The organism is Providencia sp. PROV208 (genome assembly GCF_028479465.1).
In the GTDB taxonomy this organism is placed as follows: Bacteria; Pseudomonadota; Gammaproteobacteria; order Enterobacterales; family Enterobacteriaceae; genus Providencia; species Providencia alcalifaciens.
In genome coordinates this window covers 130,981-148,195 of record NZ_JAMPNS010000012.1, presented here as the reverse complement: position 1 = coordinate 148,195, position 17,215 = coordinate 130,981, and the positions used below count along the sequence as shown (strand labels likewise).

Here is a 17,215-nt window from a genome sequence, read left to right as displayed (position 1 = left end):
ACGTTGTCTCGTTTAGAGCGCCGTAATGGCTTGGGGGTATTCCCGTGACCATGCTTCAAATCCGCCATTAATACTGTATACAGATTCAAAACCGAGATTAATTAAATATTGTGCAGCGCCTTGGCTGCTGTGACCGTGGTAGCACATTACCATAATGGTCTGTTCGTAATCTGTTTTTTCTAAGAATGGGTGAAGCGATTCGTTGGTTAAGTGGTAAGCACCTGTTGCATGACCAGCACGAAAACTTTGGGGATCGCGAACATCGACAAGAATGGCGGTGCCATCTAACCAGTGTTGGTAAGCTTGTTCAGGTGTTAGTGTCTCAAAATGGTCCATAAAATACCGGAAAATTAGGGGGAATATCATGAAAAAGCACCCACGGATATACCGTGGATGCCCTGAAAATAAGTCGAAAGTCTTAGTAGAAAGAGTGCTCGCCGCGTTGGTGCTCAGTCAGGTCTTTAACACCTTTTAATTCACCTTCGAACATTTTCAGCAGCTCTTTTTCAATACCTTCTTTCAGTGTTACGTCAACCATAGAACAACCGTTACAGCCGCCACCGAATTGTAGGATAGCAAATCCTTCTTCGGTGATTTCCATTAATGATACACGACCACCATGGCTGGCTAACTGTGGGTTAATCTGTGACTGTAAAACGTATTCAACACGTTCAATGAGTGGTGCATCATCAGACACTTTACGCATTTTTGCGTTAGGTGCTTTTAAGGTTAATTGCGAACCTAGTTGATCAGTAACGAAATCAATCTCTGCATCTTCTAGGAACGGTGCACTAATTTCATCAACATAAGCAGAGAGCTTTTCAAACTTCAGCTCTTTATCAGTTGCTTCTACGGCACCTGGAGGGCAATAAGAAACACCACACTCTGCGGTTGGTGTACCTGGGTTAATGACAAATACTCGAATTTGGGTTCCTGACTCTTGGCTTTCCAATAACTTGGCGAAGTGAGTCTGTGCTGCTTCAGTAATATTAATCATAATCTCTTGCTCAATAATAGTTGACTGCTTTAGTTGGTTATAATACGCCCATTTACACCCTTCCTACAAGGTGCGACAGAGTGACCACGCGTCAACAGTATGCGCTCCCGCACAAATCAACAATTGAGCAGCAGCATGCATGGTGGCGCCAGTTGTAATCACATCATCAATAATAGCTATGTGTAGACCTGAAACCGAAGTTTCAAGGGCAAACGCTTTTTTAAGATTATTGCGGCGCTGTTTACGTGTTAATGAAACTTGCGCCAGTGTATCACGAGAGCGGCGCAATGAATTTTGCGAATAGGCAATATTTAACCATGTGGCTAAATTACTACCCATTAGTGCCATGTGGTCAAACCCTCTACGCCAGCAGCGCCGTGGATGGGGGGGGGAATGGTTATCAACATATCTGGTTTTTTCCATTTTTGTTGGCGATACCCATTTAACCAGTGGATGAGGAATAGGCGGGTCAGTGCTACAGCGAGTTGAGGCTGACGGTGGAATTTGTATTGATGGATAAGCTGGCGTAATGGGGCGCGATACGGTGAGACGGTGATCAGCTTTTGCCAAGGTGGCGGTTGAAGCAAACAGCGTCCACAAGAAGCGTCAATATATTCACTGGTTAGAGCACATTGTGGGCAAACTCGTGGCATTGGCGGTAAGTTTTTCGTACAAAAACTGCATATTCCTTGCCGAGGAACTTTTAATTCCTGCTGGCATAGCCAACAGACCCCTTCCATTGCTAGCATAGGCAGATCCTAGATGAAAAATGATAATGAAATTGACAGGAAAGAGAGTGTAATCATGGCGACGCTATATTGGCAGACGGTTGGTGAAGGAAAACAAGATATTGTGTTACTGCACGGATGGGGATTGAACGCAGAGGTTTGGCAAACCATTATTCCGCGAGTCGCTTCGCAATTTCGCATCCATTTAGTTGATTTGCCTGGTTATGGTCGTAGTCGAGATTTTTCGCCAATGTCAGTTCAGTCAATGGCAGATATTTTATGGGAGCAAGCGCCTAAAAATGCAATTTGGCTAGGGTGGTCTTTGGGCGGATTAGTGGCAAGTCGTATTGCGCTTGATCACTCTGATGAAGTAAAAGCGCTAATTACCGTGGCGTCATCTCCTTGTTTTGGGGCTCATGAGGAATGGCAGGGTATTAAGCCTGAGGTATTACTTAATTTTGAGAAGATGCTTTCTGAGAATTTTCAACGTACTGTTGAGCGTTTTTTAGCACTACAGACATTAGGGACAGAAAGCGCTCGCGAAGATGCTCGTACGCTTAAATCGGTTGTGCTAGCGTTACCGATGCCAACGGTTGAAGTATTAAATATGGGATTAGAATCTTTGCGTACCGAGGATTTACGTGAAGAGCTGACTCATTTAACCGTTCCTTTCCTACGTATTTACGGTTATTTAGACGGTTTAGTTCCGCGTAAAATTGTCTCTAAATTAGATGCGCTTTATCCCCATTCATCATCCATTGTGATGCGCCATTGTGCTCATGCACCATTTGTTTCTCATCCTGATGAATTTTCAGAATACTTAATCGAGTTTTTCACACAATTAGATAAGTAATAAATCACTTATGTAATTGTTTTCTGGATGAAAAAGACAGTGTAATTTACACAGATAGATAAGACCCCACTAAGGTGTCATCATTGACTTGCGGGTGAAATTTTTTCACATAGACCAAGCCACTGGGCTGGTTATTTTTATGGTTATATTGTGCAATTTTAGTGGCTAATTCTTGCATGAATCCAGCGAAGTCATCGAATTGCTGAAGGTTTTTATTGGGATCGAAAATCTTATAACTCATGCGTGAACCTGAAGAATTTGGCTGAATGCTGACGGCTAATGTGTCATCTGAAAATAACAGCTGTAAATAAGTAGAGGATGCTTCTGCGGGAGTACTATATTGCTGCAAATCAGCTTTCAGCTGAGGGAGTGTTTTTTGCTGAGGTAAATGGGTGCTATTTTCAGTAGGATTCGGAATTAAACCTTGCATCCCTAATAAATGATCAAAATTACCAAATTCTTGGTTACACTTTTCAGCGTGCGCAGCGGTAAGAAAGCGGTTTACTAGCTCGTTAGTTGGCTGCTCGACGAGTGCTTTAAGTTTGGTATGATCAGTAAAATCATTTTCTAAGGCTTTAAATTCATTATCGTTGCGGAATTTATCACTTTCATTTGTGTATTTATATATGCCATCACTAATCCCTTGGTAGTAATGTTTTGCTAGTTCATGAACTTGTTGATTGTAATGCTTAAAATGATAAGTGTTATGTGTACTTATACGAGGATTTTTCTCTTCTTGTTGCTGGTGTTCAGAGATTTTTTTGAGCACATTTTTACTTCCTTGTAAGTCAATGTCACTACTCAATTCAGCATACTGTTTATAAAACTTTAGCGGAGTATAAAAATCTTGGAATTGAAGCACTTCAGTAAGGCATTCACGGAAAACCTTCTTAATAAAAATTTTATTATCAGTATATTCATCTTGTGATAACTGAGCATTTGCTTGCTGGGTTACATGAGAGAGAGTCTGGGCTTTCATTAGTAAATTCATAAAGGTAGCCCCTGCATTCTTGACTTCATTGATTAAAAAAACGCTGGTTAATCCTCTAGAGAGTGAATGGGTTGCAGACTCAATAAGCTTCTGATTATTAGAATAATAATTTTTTATAACTTTTTGACTATTCGTATCATGTATTAATGTATTTTGTTGGAATGGTATTGAGGACATTAACATAGAGATGCTCCTTACGATTAGCGCGAATATTCAGGTGAAGTAAGGGGGCATTATGATGAATTGTTGAGCAAAGAGAGTCTTAAAAATATTGTGGGAATGATAAATAGGAGAAACTTTGAATTTGTGGATAAGGATAGAGATGAATAGGTTGCTTAAACAACACAACCTATTATCGAGACAGAATCAAGAATCAAGAATCAAGAATATTGACAGCCCCACCTTGCTGGTGATATTGCTGGAATACAACGCGATCCGGCGACAAACCATTATTTATGTTGTTGGTGTAGATGATGTTTTCTAGGGCACTGAAAAATTGTTCAAATGTATTAAATTGTGAAATGCTATGATCACCATTGACGAGCCTGTATATCTTTTGATCCATGCCGGCAGCAGATTGAATGCTAGCTGCACGGGACTCTTGCCCCAGGATGAATTGCATGAAAATAGCAGAGTTATCATTGGCAATACGTTGCTGAAGAGTCGATTTCAGGTTATTTAACGTCTCAATTTGAGGTAGGTAAATCTCTTCTTGCTGTGTTTCAGTCACTAAACCGTGACGCTTCATTTGTTGCGCAAGGTCTTTATACCCCTGATTGATGATAGTTTCATGGGCCGCTTGCAGTAGGTGGTTCGTGGTTTTTTGACTAATTTTATGGGTTGCTTGCAATTTACCCGCAAATTCAGCAGATAAATTCTGCAAAGCAGGATACTGATTAATTTCTTGATCTTTAAATGTCTGTTTATAGTTTATATCACTCAAATATTTAAAATATTTAATAGCAAGGTCATGAACCTGTTTATTATATTTTTTAAAAGGAACATTTTGGTCGTTAGGAATGTGTTTATTTTTTTCTTCTGAAAGACGATGCTTATTGATCAACTTTATTGCATCTTCTTTTCCATAAGCTTTTACAGGTTTGCTAATCTTAAAGAAATATTGGTTATGTTTAATCGATAAGTAGTGATCCTTGATTTTAGTGATCGTCTGTAAGAACGCAGGAGATTCTTTTTTTAACGAAGAGAATTGATTAAGCGTTTCATCGTATGAAGGTAATAAATTATTTGTTTTGTCGTAAGCGGAGCCTATTGGATTGGACTCTAGCTCTAGGTAAGTGGGTAAATAGGTCGAATCATTATACGTTGGCAACCCCGGTAATGGGCTAGAGCAGGCCTCATCATATGAGGGTAAACTCGATAAGCTTTGGTTTTCAGCAACAAAATTGATGGGTAAATTTTTGGCTTCATTAATTAAAAAGATGTTGGTTAAACTACGCGAGAGACAATGTTCTTCAATATGTTTCTGAGTTGACGCTTGAGGTGAAACAGAATGTGTAGCTTGCTTTGATTTAAAAGGGTTAACAAATGGATTGCTAAAAACTGATAGAGATTGGTTTCTCATATATATCCTTTTCTAAATAGAATGATTAATGAAGAGCAATCTTTATTCTAAATAGTGAAAGTAAAAATACTTTTAAAAAAGGATGGAATAAAAAAAGGATTAGGAATTTTATGGAAGATATCAAAATTCGTCAGAGCTTTTTAAATATGACATAAAATAAACGTATTATTTAATTTTATACACAAAATGAGAGCAATCATTACTCTCAGGGCATCCTTTACAGCTGGTCCCGGTTAAACAGGCACTGATATCGACTTTTTCAATTTTTCCCATACTGACCAGTTTTTCCGCCATGGCATTGACCAGTGCTGTAGGTGCATTCAATTGAGAACTGAGCAGTGCGATGTCAGCTTGCCCATAGAGAGCGATTAAATCTCGGACTTGCAACAAGCTGACCATCGTATTTTCCTTAGTGACAACTATTGTTAGAGCAACCAGAACACTGCTGTGCTGTTTTTGATTTAATATTGAAGGTAACGCGACTTCGCACACGACGTAGAACCGTAATCAACACAATATTAAATATGATAACGGCACTTATCGTTATCAAACTACTTTGCGGATGCTCGTTAAATGTCGCGGTTTGGTAGAACAAGGCAGCTAAGCTATAAGCAACGTTCAGTCCCCAAAGAATCGAGAAAGTCATCCAGCTTTTGTTGGTTTCTCGAGCGATAGCTCCCATTACTGACACGCAAGGTACATATAACAGTACAAAGATTAAGTAGCTATAGGCGGCAATATCGGTACCAAATTTAGCGGCCATCGTTCCCATCGAACCTGTAGCCATTTCAGCATCTCCCATACTCGCTTCAATAGGATTGGAAAGTGCGCTAATGGAGAAGGTTTCTTTCAAGCTATCCCAAGTATCTGCAACAGCAGATTCTAACTCATCGAGTAGATCAAAAGATGTTGCATCAAAAGGCTCATTGGTAATCGCTTCCGCGGTGTACAGCGTATTTAATGTACCGACGACCACTTCTTTTGCCATTGCACCTGTAATCAATCCAACGGTAGCCTGCCAGTTGTCACTGTGTACACCGATTGGCTGTAATACTGGCGTGATGACTTTACTGACAGAGGCAAGCGCAGAGTCATTAATATTATCAACAGGCTTACCAGATAAGGAGAAACTGTTAAGTGCCCCGATAAAAATACTTGCTACGACAATCACCTTACCTGCACGAACCACAAAGCCCTTTAAACGCTGCCAAGTTTGAATGAGTAACGTTTTGGTATGAGGGACGTGGTAGACCGGTAGTTCCATCACAAAGGGTGAGGCTTCTCCACGCATTAGGGTGTGTTTGAGCAATAAGCCTGTCAGGATTGCGACGACAATACCAAGAAGGTACAGAGAGAACACGACACTCGCGCCATTTTTGCCAAAGAAAGCCGCTGCGAATACAGCAAAGATGGCTAAGCGAGCACCACAGGACATAAATGGCGCCATCAGGACGGTAATAAGGCGTTCACGAGGTGCATCTAACGTTCTAGCACCCATGATAGAAGGAACGTTACAACCGAATCCGACAATCAGCGGAACGAAAGACTTGCCAGGTAAACCAAGGGCTTGCATTAATCTATCCATGACAAAAGCCGCACGAGCCATATAGCCGGAGTCTTCTAAGATAGATAAAAACAGGTACATCATACCGATTTGTGGTACGAGAGGCAGGACGGTGTTGATACCGCCACCGACGCCTTGAGCTAAGAAAACAGTCAACCATTCTGGGAAGTTTGCTGTTGCACCAATCCATTGGATACCATGAATAAAAATAGCTTCTGACGCCCCTTCAAAGAACGGCTGCAAAGCACCACCAATATTGATAGCAAGGACGAACATCAGATACATCACAAATAAAAAGATAGGTACGCCCAGCCAGCGGTTCAAGATAAATTTATCTAGGGTCTGCGTGAGTTTATTCGGTTCAGCTTCACTGTTATTAATCGCAGCATGACAGATCGTGGCGATAGATTGATAACGCGCATCAGCAATTAATAACTCTGGTTCTTCTTGTAACGTCTCTTTGAGTTTGGTGCGCGTTTCAGCGAGCACTTGCTCAGAGATGTTAGCGCGTTGACGACTATAAATATCGCCTTCCAAGATCTGTAATGCTAACCAACGGCGCTGTTGTTGGCTAAATTGCTGAGCAGAGATTTGCTCAGAAAGTGTATCGACGGTTTGTAAAAGTTGTGGCGGGTATTGAACTAGAGCTTGTTGACTATTTTGTGGATGGCTATCAATAGCTTGTTTGAGTTTTTCGAGACCCGTAGCCCGTGTGGAAACCATTGGGATAACAGGGCAGCCCAGCTGTTTTTCCAGTTGTTTAACATCAATATCAATATGTTGGCTTTCGGCGATATCCAGCATATTCAGCGCAACGATGCAGGGAACGCCGAGCTCGACCAGCTGTAATGTTAGGTATAAGTTACGCTCGAGGTTTGAGGCATCGACAACGTTGATCAACATGTCGGCTTCACCACTTAAAATAAAGTAGCAGGCGATTTGTTCATCAAGTGAAGTTTGCTCTGAAATGGTTGTGAGTGAGTAAGTACCCGGTAAATCAACAAGTTCAATCTTGTGTTCAGGCGTTTGGAAACGTCCAACTTTACGCTCAACGGTAACGCCAGCCCAGTTACCGACACGCTGGCGTGATCCTGTTAACTGGTTAAACAAGGTTGTTTTACCTGCGTTAGGGTTACCAATAAGGCCGATAGTTAATGGTTTCATAGTGTTGTATGCCAGTCGTGAAAAATGAAAATCTTTATTGGAATAAATGCAAAGAATAATTAATTTGTATGCACTTCATCTAAGTTAATCAATGCCAAATCTTTTTTGCGTAATACCAAGCTGACGCGGTGAGTTTCTATTTGTACGGGGTCACCAAACGGCGCTAAACGTACCACTTTAAATACTGAGCCTGGAAGTAGACCAAGGGAGAGTAATTTTTGGCGATAGGCTGGACTTATCTCTGGTGAAAAGCCAAGTATTTTATAACTGCATTGGGGAAGTATGGACATGGTACCTTCCAATTACTGTTTATTCTATGATTTAACTGTTAAATCATAGATGGTGTTATTAAGAATAATATTGATAATTATTATTATAAATTTGTGCGTCTTTAAAAGAAATAGTATGGAAGATAAAATTAAATCTAATTAACAATGAGAATCATAATCATCTACCATTTGTTATATTTAGCCTCTTTTTCCCGCAAGATTAAATGATATGGATCAAAAAGGGATTTAGTTGGCAGTTTTTTTAAAATAAAAAAAGGTGTTAATGTTGTTAATTAACATCATTAAATAAGACGGAATACAGATAATAAATTGAATTAATTAATTTATTTTTAGTTAATAAATAGAATAGATTTGGAAGAAGTATTCCGTTATTGACTGAATAGGTTGTGATAAATGCCCTTACCTAAATAGTAAGGGCATGAAGGGGTTAACGCTTTTTACCAAAAGCCGCAGCCAGTGCATCACCCATCGCACTGTTACCCGCGTTTGAGCTGTTGCCGCGAGCATTGCCTCTTGGTGCTGGCGCTTTACGGGTATTTCTATCCTGTGCAGGTGCAGCGCTACGAGGCGCGCTATTACCGTCACCAGCTTGCTCATCTAAGCGCATAGTGAGCGCAATGCGCTTACGTGCAATATCCACATCCAGCACTTTCACTTTCACTATATCCCCTGTTTTAACCACCTTGTGAGGATCTTCAACATAGCTGTTGGATAGGGATGAAATATGGACTAGCCCATCCTGATGAACACCAATATCGACGAATGCACCGAAGTTAGTGACATTAGTCACTGCGCCTTCTAGGATCATACCCGGTGTTAGGTCATTCATGGTTTCAACGCCTTCAGCAAAGGTCGCTGTTTTAAACTCAGGGCGCGGATCGCGACCTGGTTTTTCGAGTTCTTTAATAATGTCAGTAACGGTAGGAACCCCAAATTGCTCAGTCGTAAATTCTCGAGGGCTTAGGCTATTTAATACTTGGGAATTGCCCATGATCTCTTTCAATGGTTGGCGAACGACTTCAAGGATTTTTTCGACAATTGGGTAGGCTTCAGGGTGAACAGTTGATGCATCCAGAGGGTTATCACCATTGGTGATACGCAAGAACCCTGCACACTGTTCAAAGGCTTTAGGACCTAAACGAGCGACTTTGAGTAACTGTTTTCTGTCATTGAATTGACCATTCGCATCACGCCAATCGACGACATTTTGGGCAATCATTTTACTCAAGCCAGCCACGCGAGTGAGGAGCGCGACGGATGCCGTATTAAGGTCTACGCCGACAGAGTTTACACAATCTTCAACCACGGCATCTAATTTACGTGCTAACTGTGTTTGGCTCACGTCATGTTGATACTGACCCACACCGATAGATTTCGGATCGATTTTCACGAGTTCAGCCAATGGGTCTTGCAAGCGACGAGCGATAGAAACCGCGCCTCGTAAGGATACGTCTAAGTCAGGAAACTCTAATGCTGCTAGCTCAGAAGCAGAATAAACGGATGCGCCAGCTTCACTGACAATAACTTTTTGCGCAGTGACTTCTGGGTATTGTTTTTGCACCTCAGCGAAGAAACGCTCAGTTTCTCGTGAGGCGGTGCCATTACCAATTGCCACGAGTTCGACTTGGTATTTCTGGCACAATGCTGCAACGATAGTGGCGGCTTTGGCAGCTTGACCTGTATGCGGGTAAATGGTGTCAGTTGCCATGACTTTACCTGTTGCATCAACCACGGCAACTTTGACGCCAGTACGTAAACCTGGATCGAGACCCATAGTGGCGCGCATACCTGCGGGAGCTGCCATCAGTAAGTCACTGAGGTTACGAGCAAATACGTTAATTGCTTCTTCTTCTGCTTTCTCACGCAGAGTACTCATGATTTCGGTTTCTAAGTGCAGAAGCACTTTGACTCGCCAAGTCCAGCTGATGACGGCTTTACGCCATTGGTCAGCGGGTGCATTGTTTAAACGCACATCAAGGTGACGAGTAATAATTTCTTCGCAGTAGCTCTCTTTTGGCGGCTCTTCAAACTGGGGATCACAGTTAAGAGACAGCTGTAAGACACCTTCATTGCGTCCTCGGAACATCGCTAATGCGCGGTGTGAAGGGACGTGAGCAACAGGCTCATGGTGATCAAAATAGTCACTAAACTTCACACCTTCGGTTTGTTTCCCATCAGCCACAACAGAAACGATGTGGGCATTCTTCCAAATATAATCCCTAACTTTCGCTAATAGGATGGCATCTTCGGCGAAACGCTCCATTAAAATATAACGAGCGCCATCGAGAGCAGCTTTGGTGTCAGCCACGCCTTTCTCAGCATCCACATAGTTCTGGGCAAGTTCGTCAGGTGACTGGCTTGGATCGTGCCATAGCGTATCAGCTAGTGGTTCTAAGCCAGCTTCGATTGCGATTTGTCCACGAGTGCGGCGTTTTGGCTTGTAAGGAAGGTAGAGATCTTCGAGTTCGGTTTTATTCAGCGTGGTATTGATGGCAGAAGCGAGTTCTGGGGTAAGTTTACCTTGTTCATCAATAGATTTTAGAATGGTTTGCTTACGGTCGTTTAACTCTCTCAAATACCCTAAACGGCTCTCTAGCTGACGTAGCTGAGTATCATCCAATCCCCCCGTGACCTCTTTACGGTAGCGGGCGATAAATGGGACAGTATTACCTTCATCCAATAATGTAATGGCTGAAAACACCTGTTTTGGTTGGGCTTGCAGTTCGGCCGCAATAATTTGGCTTAGAGTTTCATTCATGTCGTGTTTAAATACCTACTCAAAGAACAGTGAAAAATAGACTGCACAGTTATACTTGCTGGTAGACAGAATTGCCAGACAGAATTTTTGTCTAGTGGTAGGCAAGTCGCAGATTATATTTTATAAAATATTATAATTATCCGATTTATATACCTTTAATGTGATGAATAAGAGCCTGTTAATTACCCGTGAAGGGTGGGATGCCTTAGACAAAGAATTGAAATATCTTTGGAAAGAAGAGCGCCCTCTTGTAACTCAATCCGTCTCTGAAGCTGCGGCGCAAGGCGATCGCTCCGAAAATGCAGAATATATTTATGGTAAAAAACGTCTACGGGAAATAGACCGGCGTATTCGTTTTTTATCCAAAAGATTGGATCAGCTTAGAATTGTTGAACCTGACCCTCGCCAAGAGGGGCGTGTTTTTTTTGGCGCTTGGGTTAAGCTTGAAGATGATAACAAAAATATCAGAATTTTCCGTATTGTGGGTGCTGATGAATTTGACCCTGCTAAGCAGTGGATTTCCATCGATTCTCCCGTTGCCCGTGCGTTAATTGGCAAGCAGGTTGAGGATGAAGTGGTGGTCACGACTCCAGGCGGAAAAGTTACCTATTTTATTCTAGAAATTAGCTATAAACCAATAATCAGTTAAAGAGTAAAATGATTCATTAAACTGAATGTTAATGGTAAATTAGTAGTATGAATATTATTTTTGTTACGTTCATCAGCAGAATAATTCTAAAATTCCACACTTTGGGGGCTATAAATGCAGGAAAGTTATAAAGTTCTCGTCGTCGATGATGATATGCGTTTACGTGCTCTGCTTGAACGTTACCTCACCGAGCAGGGTTTTCAGGTAAGAAGTGCAGCAAATGCTGAACAAATGGACAGGCTCCTCACTCGGGAATCGATTCATTTAATCGTATTGGACTTAATGCTTCCTGGGGAAGATGGCTTATCAATTTGTCGTCGTTTACGTAGTCAAAACAACCCAATCCCAATCATTATGGTGACGGCGAAAGGTGAAGAAGTTGACCGTATTGTGGGCTTAGAAATTGGTGCGGATGACTATATCCCTAAACCATTTAATCCTCGTGAACTACTAGCGCGTATTCGCGCGGTATTGCGTCGCCAAGCGAACGAATTACCGGGTGCGCCATCTCAAGATGATGCCGTCATTACTTTTGGTAAATTCAAACTGAACCTCGGAACGCGTGAAATGTTCCAAGGCGAAGAAAACATGCCATTAACCAGTGGTGAATTCGCGGTACTGAAAGTATTAGTGTCTTACCCTCGCGAACCGTTATCTCGTGACAAACTGATGAGTTTAGCTCGGGGTCGTGAATACAGTGCGATGGAGCGTTCTATCGACGTTCAAATTTCACGTTTACGTCGTATGATTGAAGAAGATCCTGCGCACCCACGTTACATTCAAACTGTTTGGGGCTTGGGGTACGTATTCGTTCCAGATGGAAGTAAAGCATGAAGCGACTGAGGTTCTCTCGACGTAGTACATTTTCTCGCTCGTTATTTTTATTTGTTGCGCTCTTGTTCGCAAGCCTTGTGACCAGCTATATGGTGGTATTGAATTTTGTTGTGATGCCAAGTCTACAGCAATTCAATAAAGTGCTTGCTTATGAAGTGCGGACATTAATGACAGAGAAAATGGTTCTACAAGATGGAACCTCAGTGCGAGTTTCACCCGCATTACGTAAGAAAATCTACAATGAGCTTGGAATTACCTTTTACGCCCATTCAGCGGCGATGGAAGAAGGACTAAATTGGGCGAAAGAGTATGATTTTCTAAGTGAAAATATGTCGGAATACTTAGGTGGCAAGGCGAGTGTACATTTAGAGCTAGGCCGTGAGTATCCGATATTATGGTTAACATCCTATCTAGCCCCAGATATCTGGGTGCGTGTTCCACTGACCGAAATTGGTCAAAATCAGTTTTCTCAAGTTTTCCGTTATACACTGACCGTTTTCCTTACCATCTTTGCAGGGGTTTGGCTCTATATTCGCTACCAAAATAAGCCATTATTGGAGCTGGAATATCATGCCGGTGAGGTAGGAAAGGGGCATGTGATGCCGCCAATGCAAGAAAAAGGTGCGACAGAGGTTCGTGCGGCGATCCGCTCATTCAACCATATGGCGGCGGGAATAAAATCACTCGAAAATGACCGAACGGTATTAATGGCGGGGGTTAGCCACGATCTTCGCACACCGCTTACACGAATTCGTCTCGCCACTGAAATGATGGGACCAGAAGACAGTTACCTCGCTGAATCTATTAATAAAGATATTGAAGAGTGTGACGCCATTATCGGGCAGTTCATGTCTTACCTGAAAACAGGGCAAGAGATGGATATGGAATTCTGCGATCTTAACGCCATTCTGAATGAGGCGGTAGTCGCTGAAACTAACGTGATCGGTGAAATTGAAACCAATTTCGTACCAGGTCCTGTGATGTTTAATGGTAACCACCTAGCAATCAAGCGCGCGATTACCAACATGATAGTGAACGCTTACCGTTACGGAAATGGCTGGATAAAAGTCAGCAGTGGTAAGAATGAAGATTACGTTTGGTTCCAAGTGGAAGATGATGGCGCAGGCATCAAAGAAGAAGATATTCAACGCCTATTCCAACCATTTGTTCAAGGCGAAAAAGCCCGCAGCAACAAAGGCACGGGGCTGGGTCTCGCAATAATTCGTCGAATTATTGATGCTCACGAAGGAAATATTGAGATTCATAAAAGTGAGCGTGGTGGGTTTGCGATACGGGCTCTTCTCCCCCTAAAAGAACGCGAAGACTGATATCTCGTCGTATTTCGCGTTGTAGCGTTGTTGGCTGCTCTCGTTAACCCTAGCCACATACTCATGTATGCTCCCTGAGATATCTTTGCTTGTCGCCTACCTACAAGCTGAAATACTTAGAGATATACTGTGTAGATAGAAAGATAGAAAGATAGAAAGATAGAAAGATAGAAAGATAGAAAGATAGAAAGATAGAAAGATAGAAAGAGAAAGAAATTTTTTCATTTATGACAAAATGTCATATTCCAAACGTTAGGCTGTCATATTCGCTAATCCTATTTAATTAATTGAAAAATAATAAATTAGTTGTTTTTACTCCCTCATTATTATTCTTTTCCTGTCGATAAAATCCGCAAATGTCATAAAACTGTCATAAACTTGACATATTGCCGTAACTCAATTGTCCTATTTTCCCTACCGTGACATACACCCAATAATTTAATACTTGATTATTTCTTACATCCCCGGAGGGATTATGAAAATGATGCGTACCACACTAGCAAGCGTAATGGCAGCAACTTTATCTCTGACTGCAATGTCTTCTTTTGCTGCTACCAGCCTGACCGGAGCTGGCGCGACATTCCCTGCTCCTGTTTATGCGAAGTGGGCAGACACTTATCAGAAAGAAACAGGTAATAAAATTAACTATCAGGGGATTGGTTCTTCTGGTGGTGTGAAACAAATTAATGCAAAAACAGTTGATTTCGGTGCATCAGATGCGCCATTGACTGATGACAAACTCAAAGAAGACGGTTTATTCCAATTCCCAACCGTGATTGGTGGTGTTGTTTTAGCGGTAAACGTTAAAGGCATCGAATCTAATCAGCTGGTTCTTGATGGTAAAACTCTGGGCGATATCTACTTAGGTAAAATTACAAAATGGAATGACCCAGCCATCGTAAAACTGAATCCAAACGTAAAATTACCAGACCAAAACATCGCGGTAGTTCGTCGCTCTGATGGTTCTGGTACGACTTTCGTCTTCACTAGCTACTTAGCAAAAGTTAGCGCAAATTGGAAAGATGAAGTGGGTGCGGGATCAACGGTTAACTGGCCGAAAAACAGCGTAGGTGGTAAAGGTAACGATGGCGTGGCAGCCTTTGTTCAACGTCTGCCAGGCTCTATCGGTTATGTAGAATATGCTTACGCAAAACAAAATAATCTTGCGTATACTAAGCTCGTTTCTGCGGATGGTCAGCCAGTTTCACCAACAGGTGACAGCTTCAGCGCAGCAGCGAAAAAAGTGGATTGGTCTAAAACATTTGCACAAGACCTGACTAACCGTGAAGGTGCTAATGCATGGCCTATTACCTCAACCACATTCATCTTAGTTCACAAGCAACAAGCGAATGCTGAAAAAGGTAAAGCGGTTCTTGATTTCTTCAACTGGGCTTACGAGAAAGGCGGTCAGCAAGCGGAAGCATTGGACTATGCTGTGTTACCTCAAGAAGTTGTGACCGCAGTACGTGCAGCATGGAAAACTGAAGTGAAAGATAGCCAAGGTAAAGCACTGTTCTAAGTGTTTCCTCGGGTTGGAAAATGGTAAGCGGGTGCTGAGGAATAGCGCCTGCTTATTCACCGTAGTAACGTAAGCCCTACTGTAAAGTAGGCATGGAATGAGAACAAAGCGCATGGCCGAAAAAATAACGGCATTTAAAGCCCCTAGTAAGTCGGGCGACGTGATTTTTAGTGCATTAGTCAAAATAGCTGCGCTAATCACTCTCCTCATGTTGGGTGGTATTATTATTTCCCTGATTTTCGCATCTTGGCCAAGTATGCAGAAATTCGGGTTTTCGTTTTTGTGGAACAAAGAGTGGGATGCGCCAGCGGAACAATTTGGTGCATTAGTGCCAATTTACGGCACCATTGTGACATCATTAATCGCTCTGATTATCGCAGTACCTGTTAGCTTCGGTATTGCCTTATTTTTAACAGAGTTAGCACCTAATTGGTTAAAACGCCCGTTAGGTATTGCGATTGAGCTTCTCGCTGCAATCCCAAGTATTGTTTATGGTATGTGGGGGCTATTTGTCTTCGCACCATTATTTGCAGAATACTTCCAAGAGCCTGTGGGCAACGTGATGTCGAGCATTCCAATTGTCGGCGAACTGTTTTCAGGCCCAGCCTTTGGTATTGGTATTCTTGCGGCAGGGATTATCCTCGCCATTATGATTATTCCTTACATCGCTTCCGTGATGCGCGATGTGTTCGAACAAACTCCCGTGATGATGAAAGAGTCAGCCTACGGAATCGGCTGTACGACATGGGAGGTGATTTGGAACATCGTTTTGCCTTATACCCGAAATGGGGTGATTGGTGGGGTGATGCTAGGGCTCGGTCGTGCACTGGGTGAGACCATGGCGGTGACGTTTGTCATCGGTAACACGTACCAACTTGATAGCTTGTCACTGTTTATGCCGGGTAACAGTATTACCTCTGCGCTGGCGAACGAATTTGCAGAAGCAGAAAGCGGTTTACATACGGCAGCATTGATGGAACTTGGTTTAATTCTGTTTGTGATTACCTTCATCGTTCTGGCAATTTCCAAACTGATGGTTATGCGTCTTGCTAAGAATGAGGGACGTTAATATGTCGATATCTCAACCTGTTGTAGTTAATCAAAAAGAACGAGCACGCCGCCAAGCATGGCGCCGTCAAGTCAACAGAATGGCATTATTTGTCTCCATGCTAACCATGGCATTTGGTTTGTTCTGGTTAGTGTGGATCTTATTCTCCACAGTCACCAAAGGGATTGATGGCATGTCCCTCAATCTGTTTACTGAAATGACACCGCCACCCAATACGGAAGGTGGTGGTTTGGCTAACGCCATTGTGGGAAGTGGATTATTAATCCTATGGGCGACAGTCATCGGTACACCATTAGGGATTTTAGCGGGTATCTACTTAGCGGAATATGGTCGTAAATCATGGTTAGCCTCGGTGACCCGTTTTATTAACGACATTCTGTTATCAGCTCCTTCTATTGTGGTCGGGCTGTTCGTTTACACCATCGTGGTTGCTCAAATGCAGCATTTCTCGGGTTGGGCAGGGGTCATTGCATTAGCATTACTGCAAATTCCAATTGTTATCCGCACGACCGAGAATATGTTGAAATTAGTGCCAGATAGCCTGCGCGAAGCAGCATACGCACTGGGCACGCCAAAATGGAAAATGATTTTATCCATTACATTAAAAGCATCTGTATCTGGGATTATTACCGGTATTTTGCTGGCTATTGCACGTATTGCGGGGGAAACCGCACCACTGCTGTTCACTTCATTGTCCAATCAATTCTGGAGCACTGACATGAATGAGCCAATAGCTAACTTACCAGTGACTATCTTCAAATTTGCAATGAGTCCGTTCTCTGAATGGCAGGAATTAGCATGGGCAGGGGTTCTTCTGATCACCTTATGTGTCCTGTTACTTAATATCATTGCCCGTGTTGTGTTTGCACAGAAAAAACACTAATCCCAG

The 17,215-nt window shown here is 42.3% G+C and carries 17 protein-coding genes; 7 read left to right on the top strand and 10 right to left on the bottom strand.

What is annotated here, in order from left to right; all coding sequences use genetic code 11:
* Nucleotides 1–12: 12 nt before the first annotated feature.
* The 4 genes from glpE to PR766_RS10900 all read right to left on the bottom strand — a co-directional run bounded on the left by glpE (nt 13) and on the right by PR766_RS10900 (nt 1,746).
* Nucleotides 13–336: a thiosulfate sulfurtransferase GlpE gene (glpE, locus tag PR766_RS10915; protein ID WP_006663106.1), complete on the bottom strand. Its 324-nt coding sequence runs from the start codon at nt 334–336 to the stop codon at nt 13–15.
* A gap of 82 nt (nt 337–418) precedes the next feature.
* Nucleotides 419–997 (bottom strand): Fe-S biogenesis protein NfuA, encoded by a 579-nt coding sequence (nfuA, locus tag PR766_RS10910; protein ID WP_006659664.1) that lies wholly within the window; start codon nt 995–997, stop codon nt 419–421.
* 63 nt (nt 998–1,060) lie between these two features.
* Nucleotides 1,061–1,345 (bottom strand): phosphoribosyltransferase family protein, encoded by a 285-nt coding sequence (locus PR766_RS10905; protein ID WP_230086755.1) that lies wholly within the window; start codon nt 1,343–1,345, stop codon nt 1,061–1,063.
* Nucleotides 1,336–1,746, bottom strand: coding sequence for a hypothetical protein (locus tag PR766_RS10900; RefSeq protein WP_230086756.1), 411 nt, complete (start codon nt 1,744–1,746; stop codon nt 1,336–1,338). Before PR766_RS10900 ends, PR766_RS10905 begins: the two co-directional genes overlap by 10 nt.
* A 55-nt stretch (nt 1,747–1,801) precedes the next feature.
* Here PR766_RS10900 and bioH point away from each other — a divergent pair, with 55 nt between their 5' ends.
* Nucleotides 1,802–2,578, top strand: coding sequence for a pimeloyl-ACP methyl ester esterase BioH (gene bioH, locus PR766_RS10895; protein WP_006663104.1), 777 nt, complete (start codon nt 1,802–1,804; stop codon nt 2,576–2,578).
* Nucleotides 2,579–2,624: 46 nt separating this feature from the next.
* Here the strand turns inward: bioH and PR766_RS10890 are convergent, their stop codons facing one another.
* The 6 genes from PR766_RS10890 to PR766_RS10865 all read right to left on the bottom strand — a co-directional run bounded on the left by PR766_RS10890 (nt 2,625) and on the right by PR766_RS10865 (nt 10,927).
* Entirely contained in the window at nt 2,625–3,752 is a 1,128-nt protein-coding gene (locus tag PR766_RS10890; RefSeq protein ID WP_036966444.1) for a hypothetical protein, read from the bottom strand.
* Nucleotides 3,753–3,942: 190 nt separating this feature from the next.
* Complete coding sequence (locus PR766_RS10885) at nt 3,943–5,151, bottom strand: hypothetical protein (protein WP_036959621.1); 1,209 nt, start codon at nt 5,149–5,151, stop codon at nt 3,943–3,945.
* Between the two features lie 165 nt (nt 5,152–5,316).
* Entirely contained in the window at nt 5,317–5,550 is a 234-nt protein-coding gene (locus PR766_RS10880) for a FeoC-like transcriptional regulator (RefSeq protein ID WP_006659659.1), read from the bottom strand.
* Nucleotides 5,551–5,560: 10 nt separating this feature from the next.
* On the bottom strand, nt 5,561–7,879 hold the full coding sequence (gene feoB, locus PR766_RS10875) for a Fe(2+) transporter permease subunit FeoB (RefSeq protein ID WP_154635982.1): 2,319 nt from the start codon (nt 7,877–7,879) through the stop codon (nt 5,561–5,563).
* 59 nt (nt 7,880–7,938) lie between these two features.
* Entirely contained in the window at nt 7,939–8,169 is a 231-nt protein-coding gene (feoA, locus tag PR766_RS10870; RefSeq protein WP_006663100.1) for a ferrous iron transporter A, read from the bottom strand.
* 427 nt (nt 8,170–8,596) lie between these two features.
* Nucleotides 8,597–10,927 (bottom strand): Tex family protein, encoded by a 2,331-nt coding sequence (locus tag PR766_RS10865; RefSeq protein ID WP_006663099.1) that lies wholly within the window; start codon nt 10,925–10,927, stop codon nt 8,597–8,599.
* Between the two features lie 163 nt (nt 10,928–11,090).
* Between PR766_RS10865 and greB the strand changes: the two genes are divergently transcribed.
* The 6 genes from greB to pstA all read left to right on the top strand — a co-directional run bounded on the left by greB (nt 11,091) and on the right by pstA (nt 17,209).
* Nucleotides 11,091–11,576, top strand: coding sequence for a transcription elongation factor GreB (greB, locus tag PR766_RS10860; protein WP_154635983.1), 486 nt, complete (start codon nt 11,091–11,093; stop codon nt 11,574–11,576).
* A 114-nt stretch (nt 11,577–11,690) separates the two neighbouring features.
* On the top strand, nt 11,691–12,410 hold the full coding sequence (ompR, locus tag PR766_RS10855; RefSeq protein ID WP_006659655.1) for an osmolarity response regulator transcription factor OmpR: 720 nt from the start codon (nt 11,691–11,693) through the stop codon (nt 12,408–12,410).
* Nucleotides 12,407–13,738, top strand: coding sequence for a two-component system sensor histidine kinase EnvZ (gene envZ, locus PR766_RS10850; RefSeq protein WP_006663097.1), 1,332 nt, complete (start codon nt 12,407–12,409; stop codon nt 13,736–13,738). The genes ompR and envZ overlap by 4 nt, the downstream gene beginning before the upstream one ends.
* A 475-nt stretch (nt 13,739–14,213) precedes the next feature.
* Nucleotides 14,214–15,257, top strand: a complete 1,044-nt coding sequence (pstS, locus tag PR766_RS10845; protein ID WP_006663096.1) for a phosphate ABC transporter substrate-binding protein PstS — start codon at nt 14,214–14,216, stop codon at nt 15,255–15,257.
* Nucleotides 15,258–15,369: 112 nt separating this feature from the next.
* The gene (gene pstC, locus PR766_RS10840; protein ID WP_006663095.1) at nt 15,370–16,326 is read left to right on the top strand and encodes a phosphate ABC transporter permease PstC; all 957 of its coding nucleotides are present in this window, start codon (nt 15,370–15,372) and stop codon (nt 16,324–16,326) included.
* Nucleotide 16,327: 1 nt separating this feature from the next.
* On the top strand, nt 16,328–17,209 hold the full coding sequence (gene pstA, locus PR766_RS10835) for a phosphate ABC transporter permease PstA (RefSeq protein WP_006663094.1): 882 nt from the start codon (nt 16,328–16,330) through the stop codon (nt 17,207–17,209).
* The last annotated feature ends 6 nt before the right edge of the window (nt 17,210–17,215 follow it).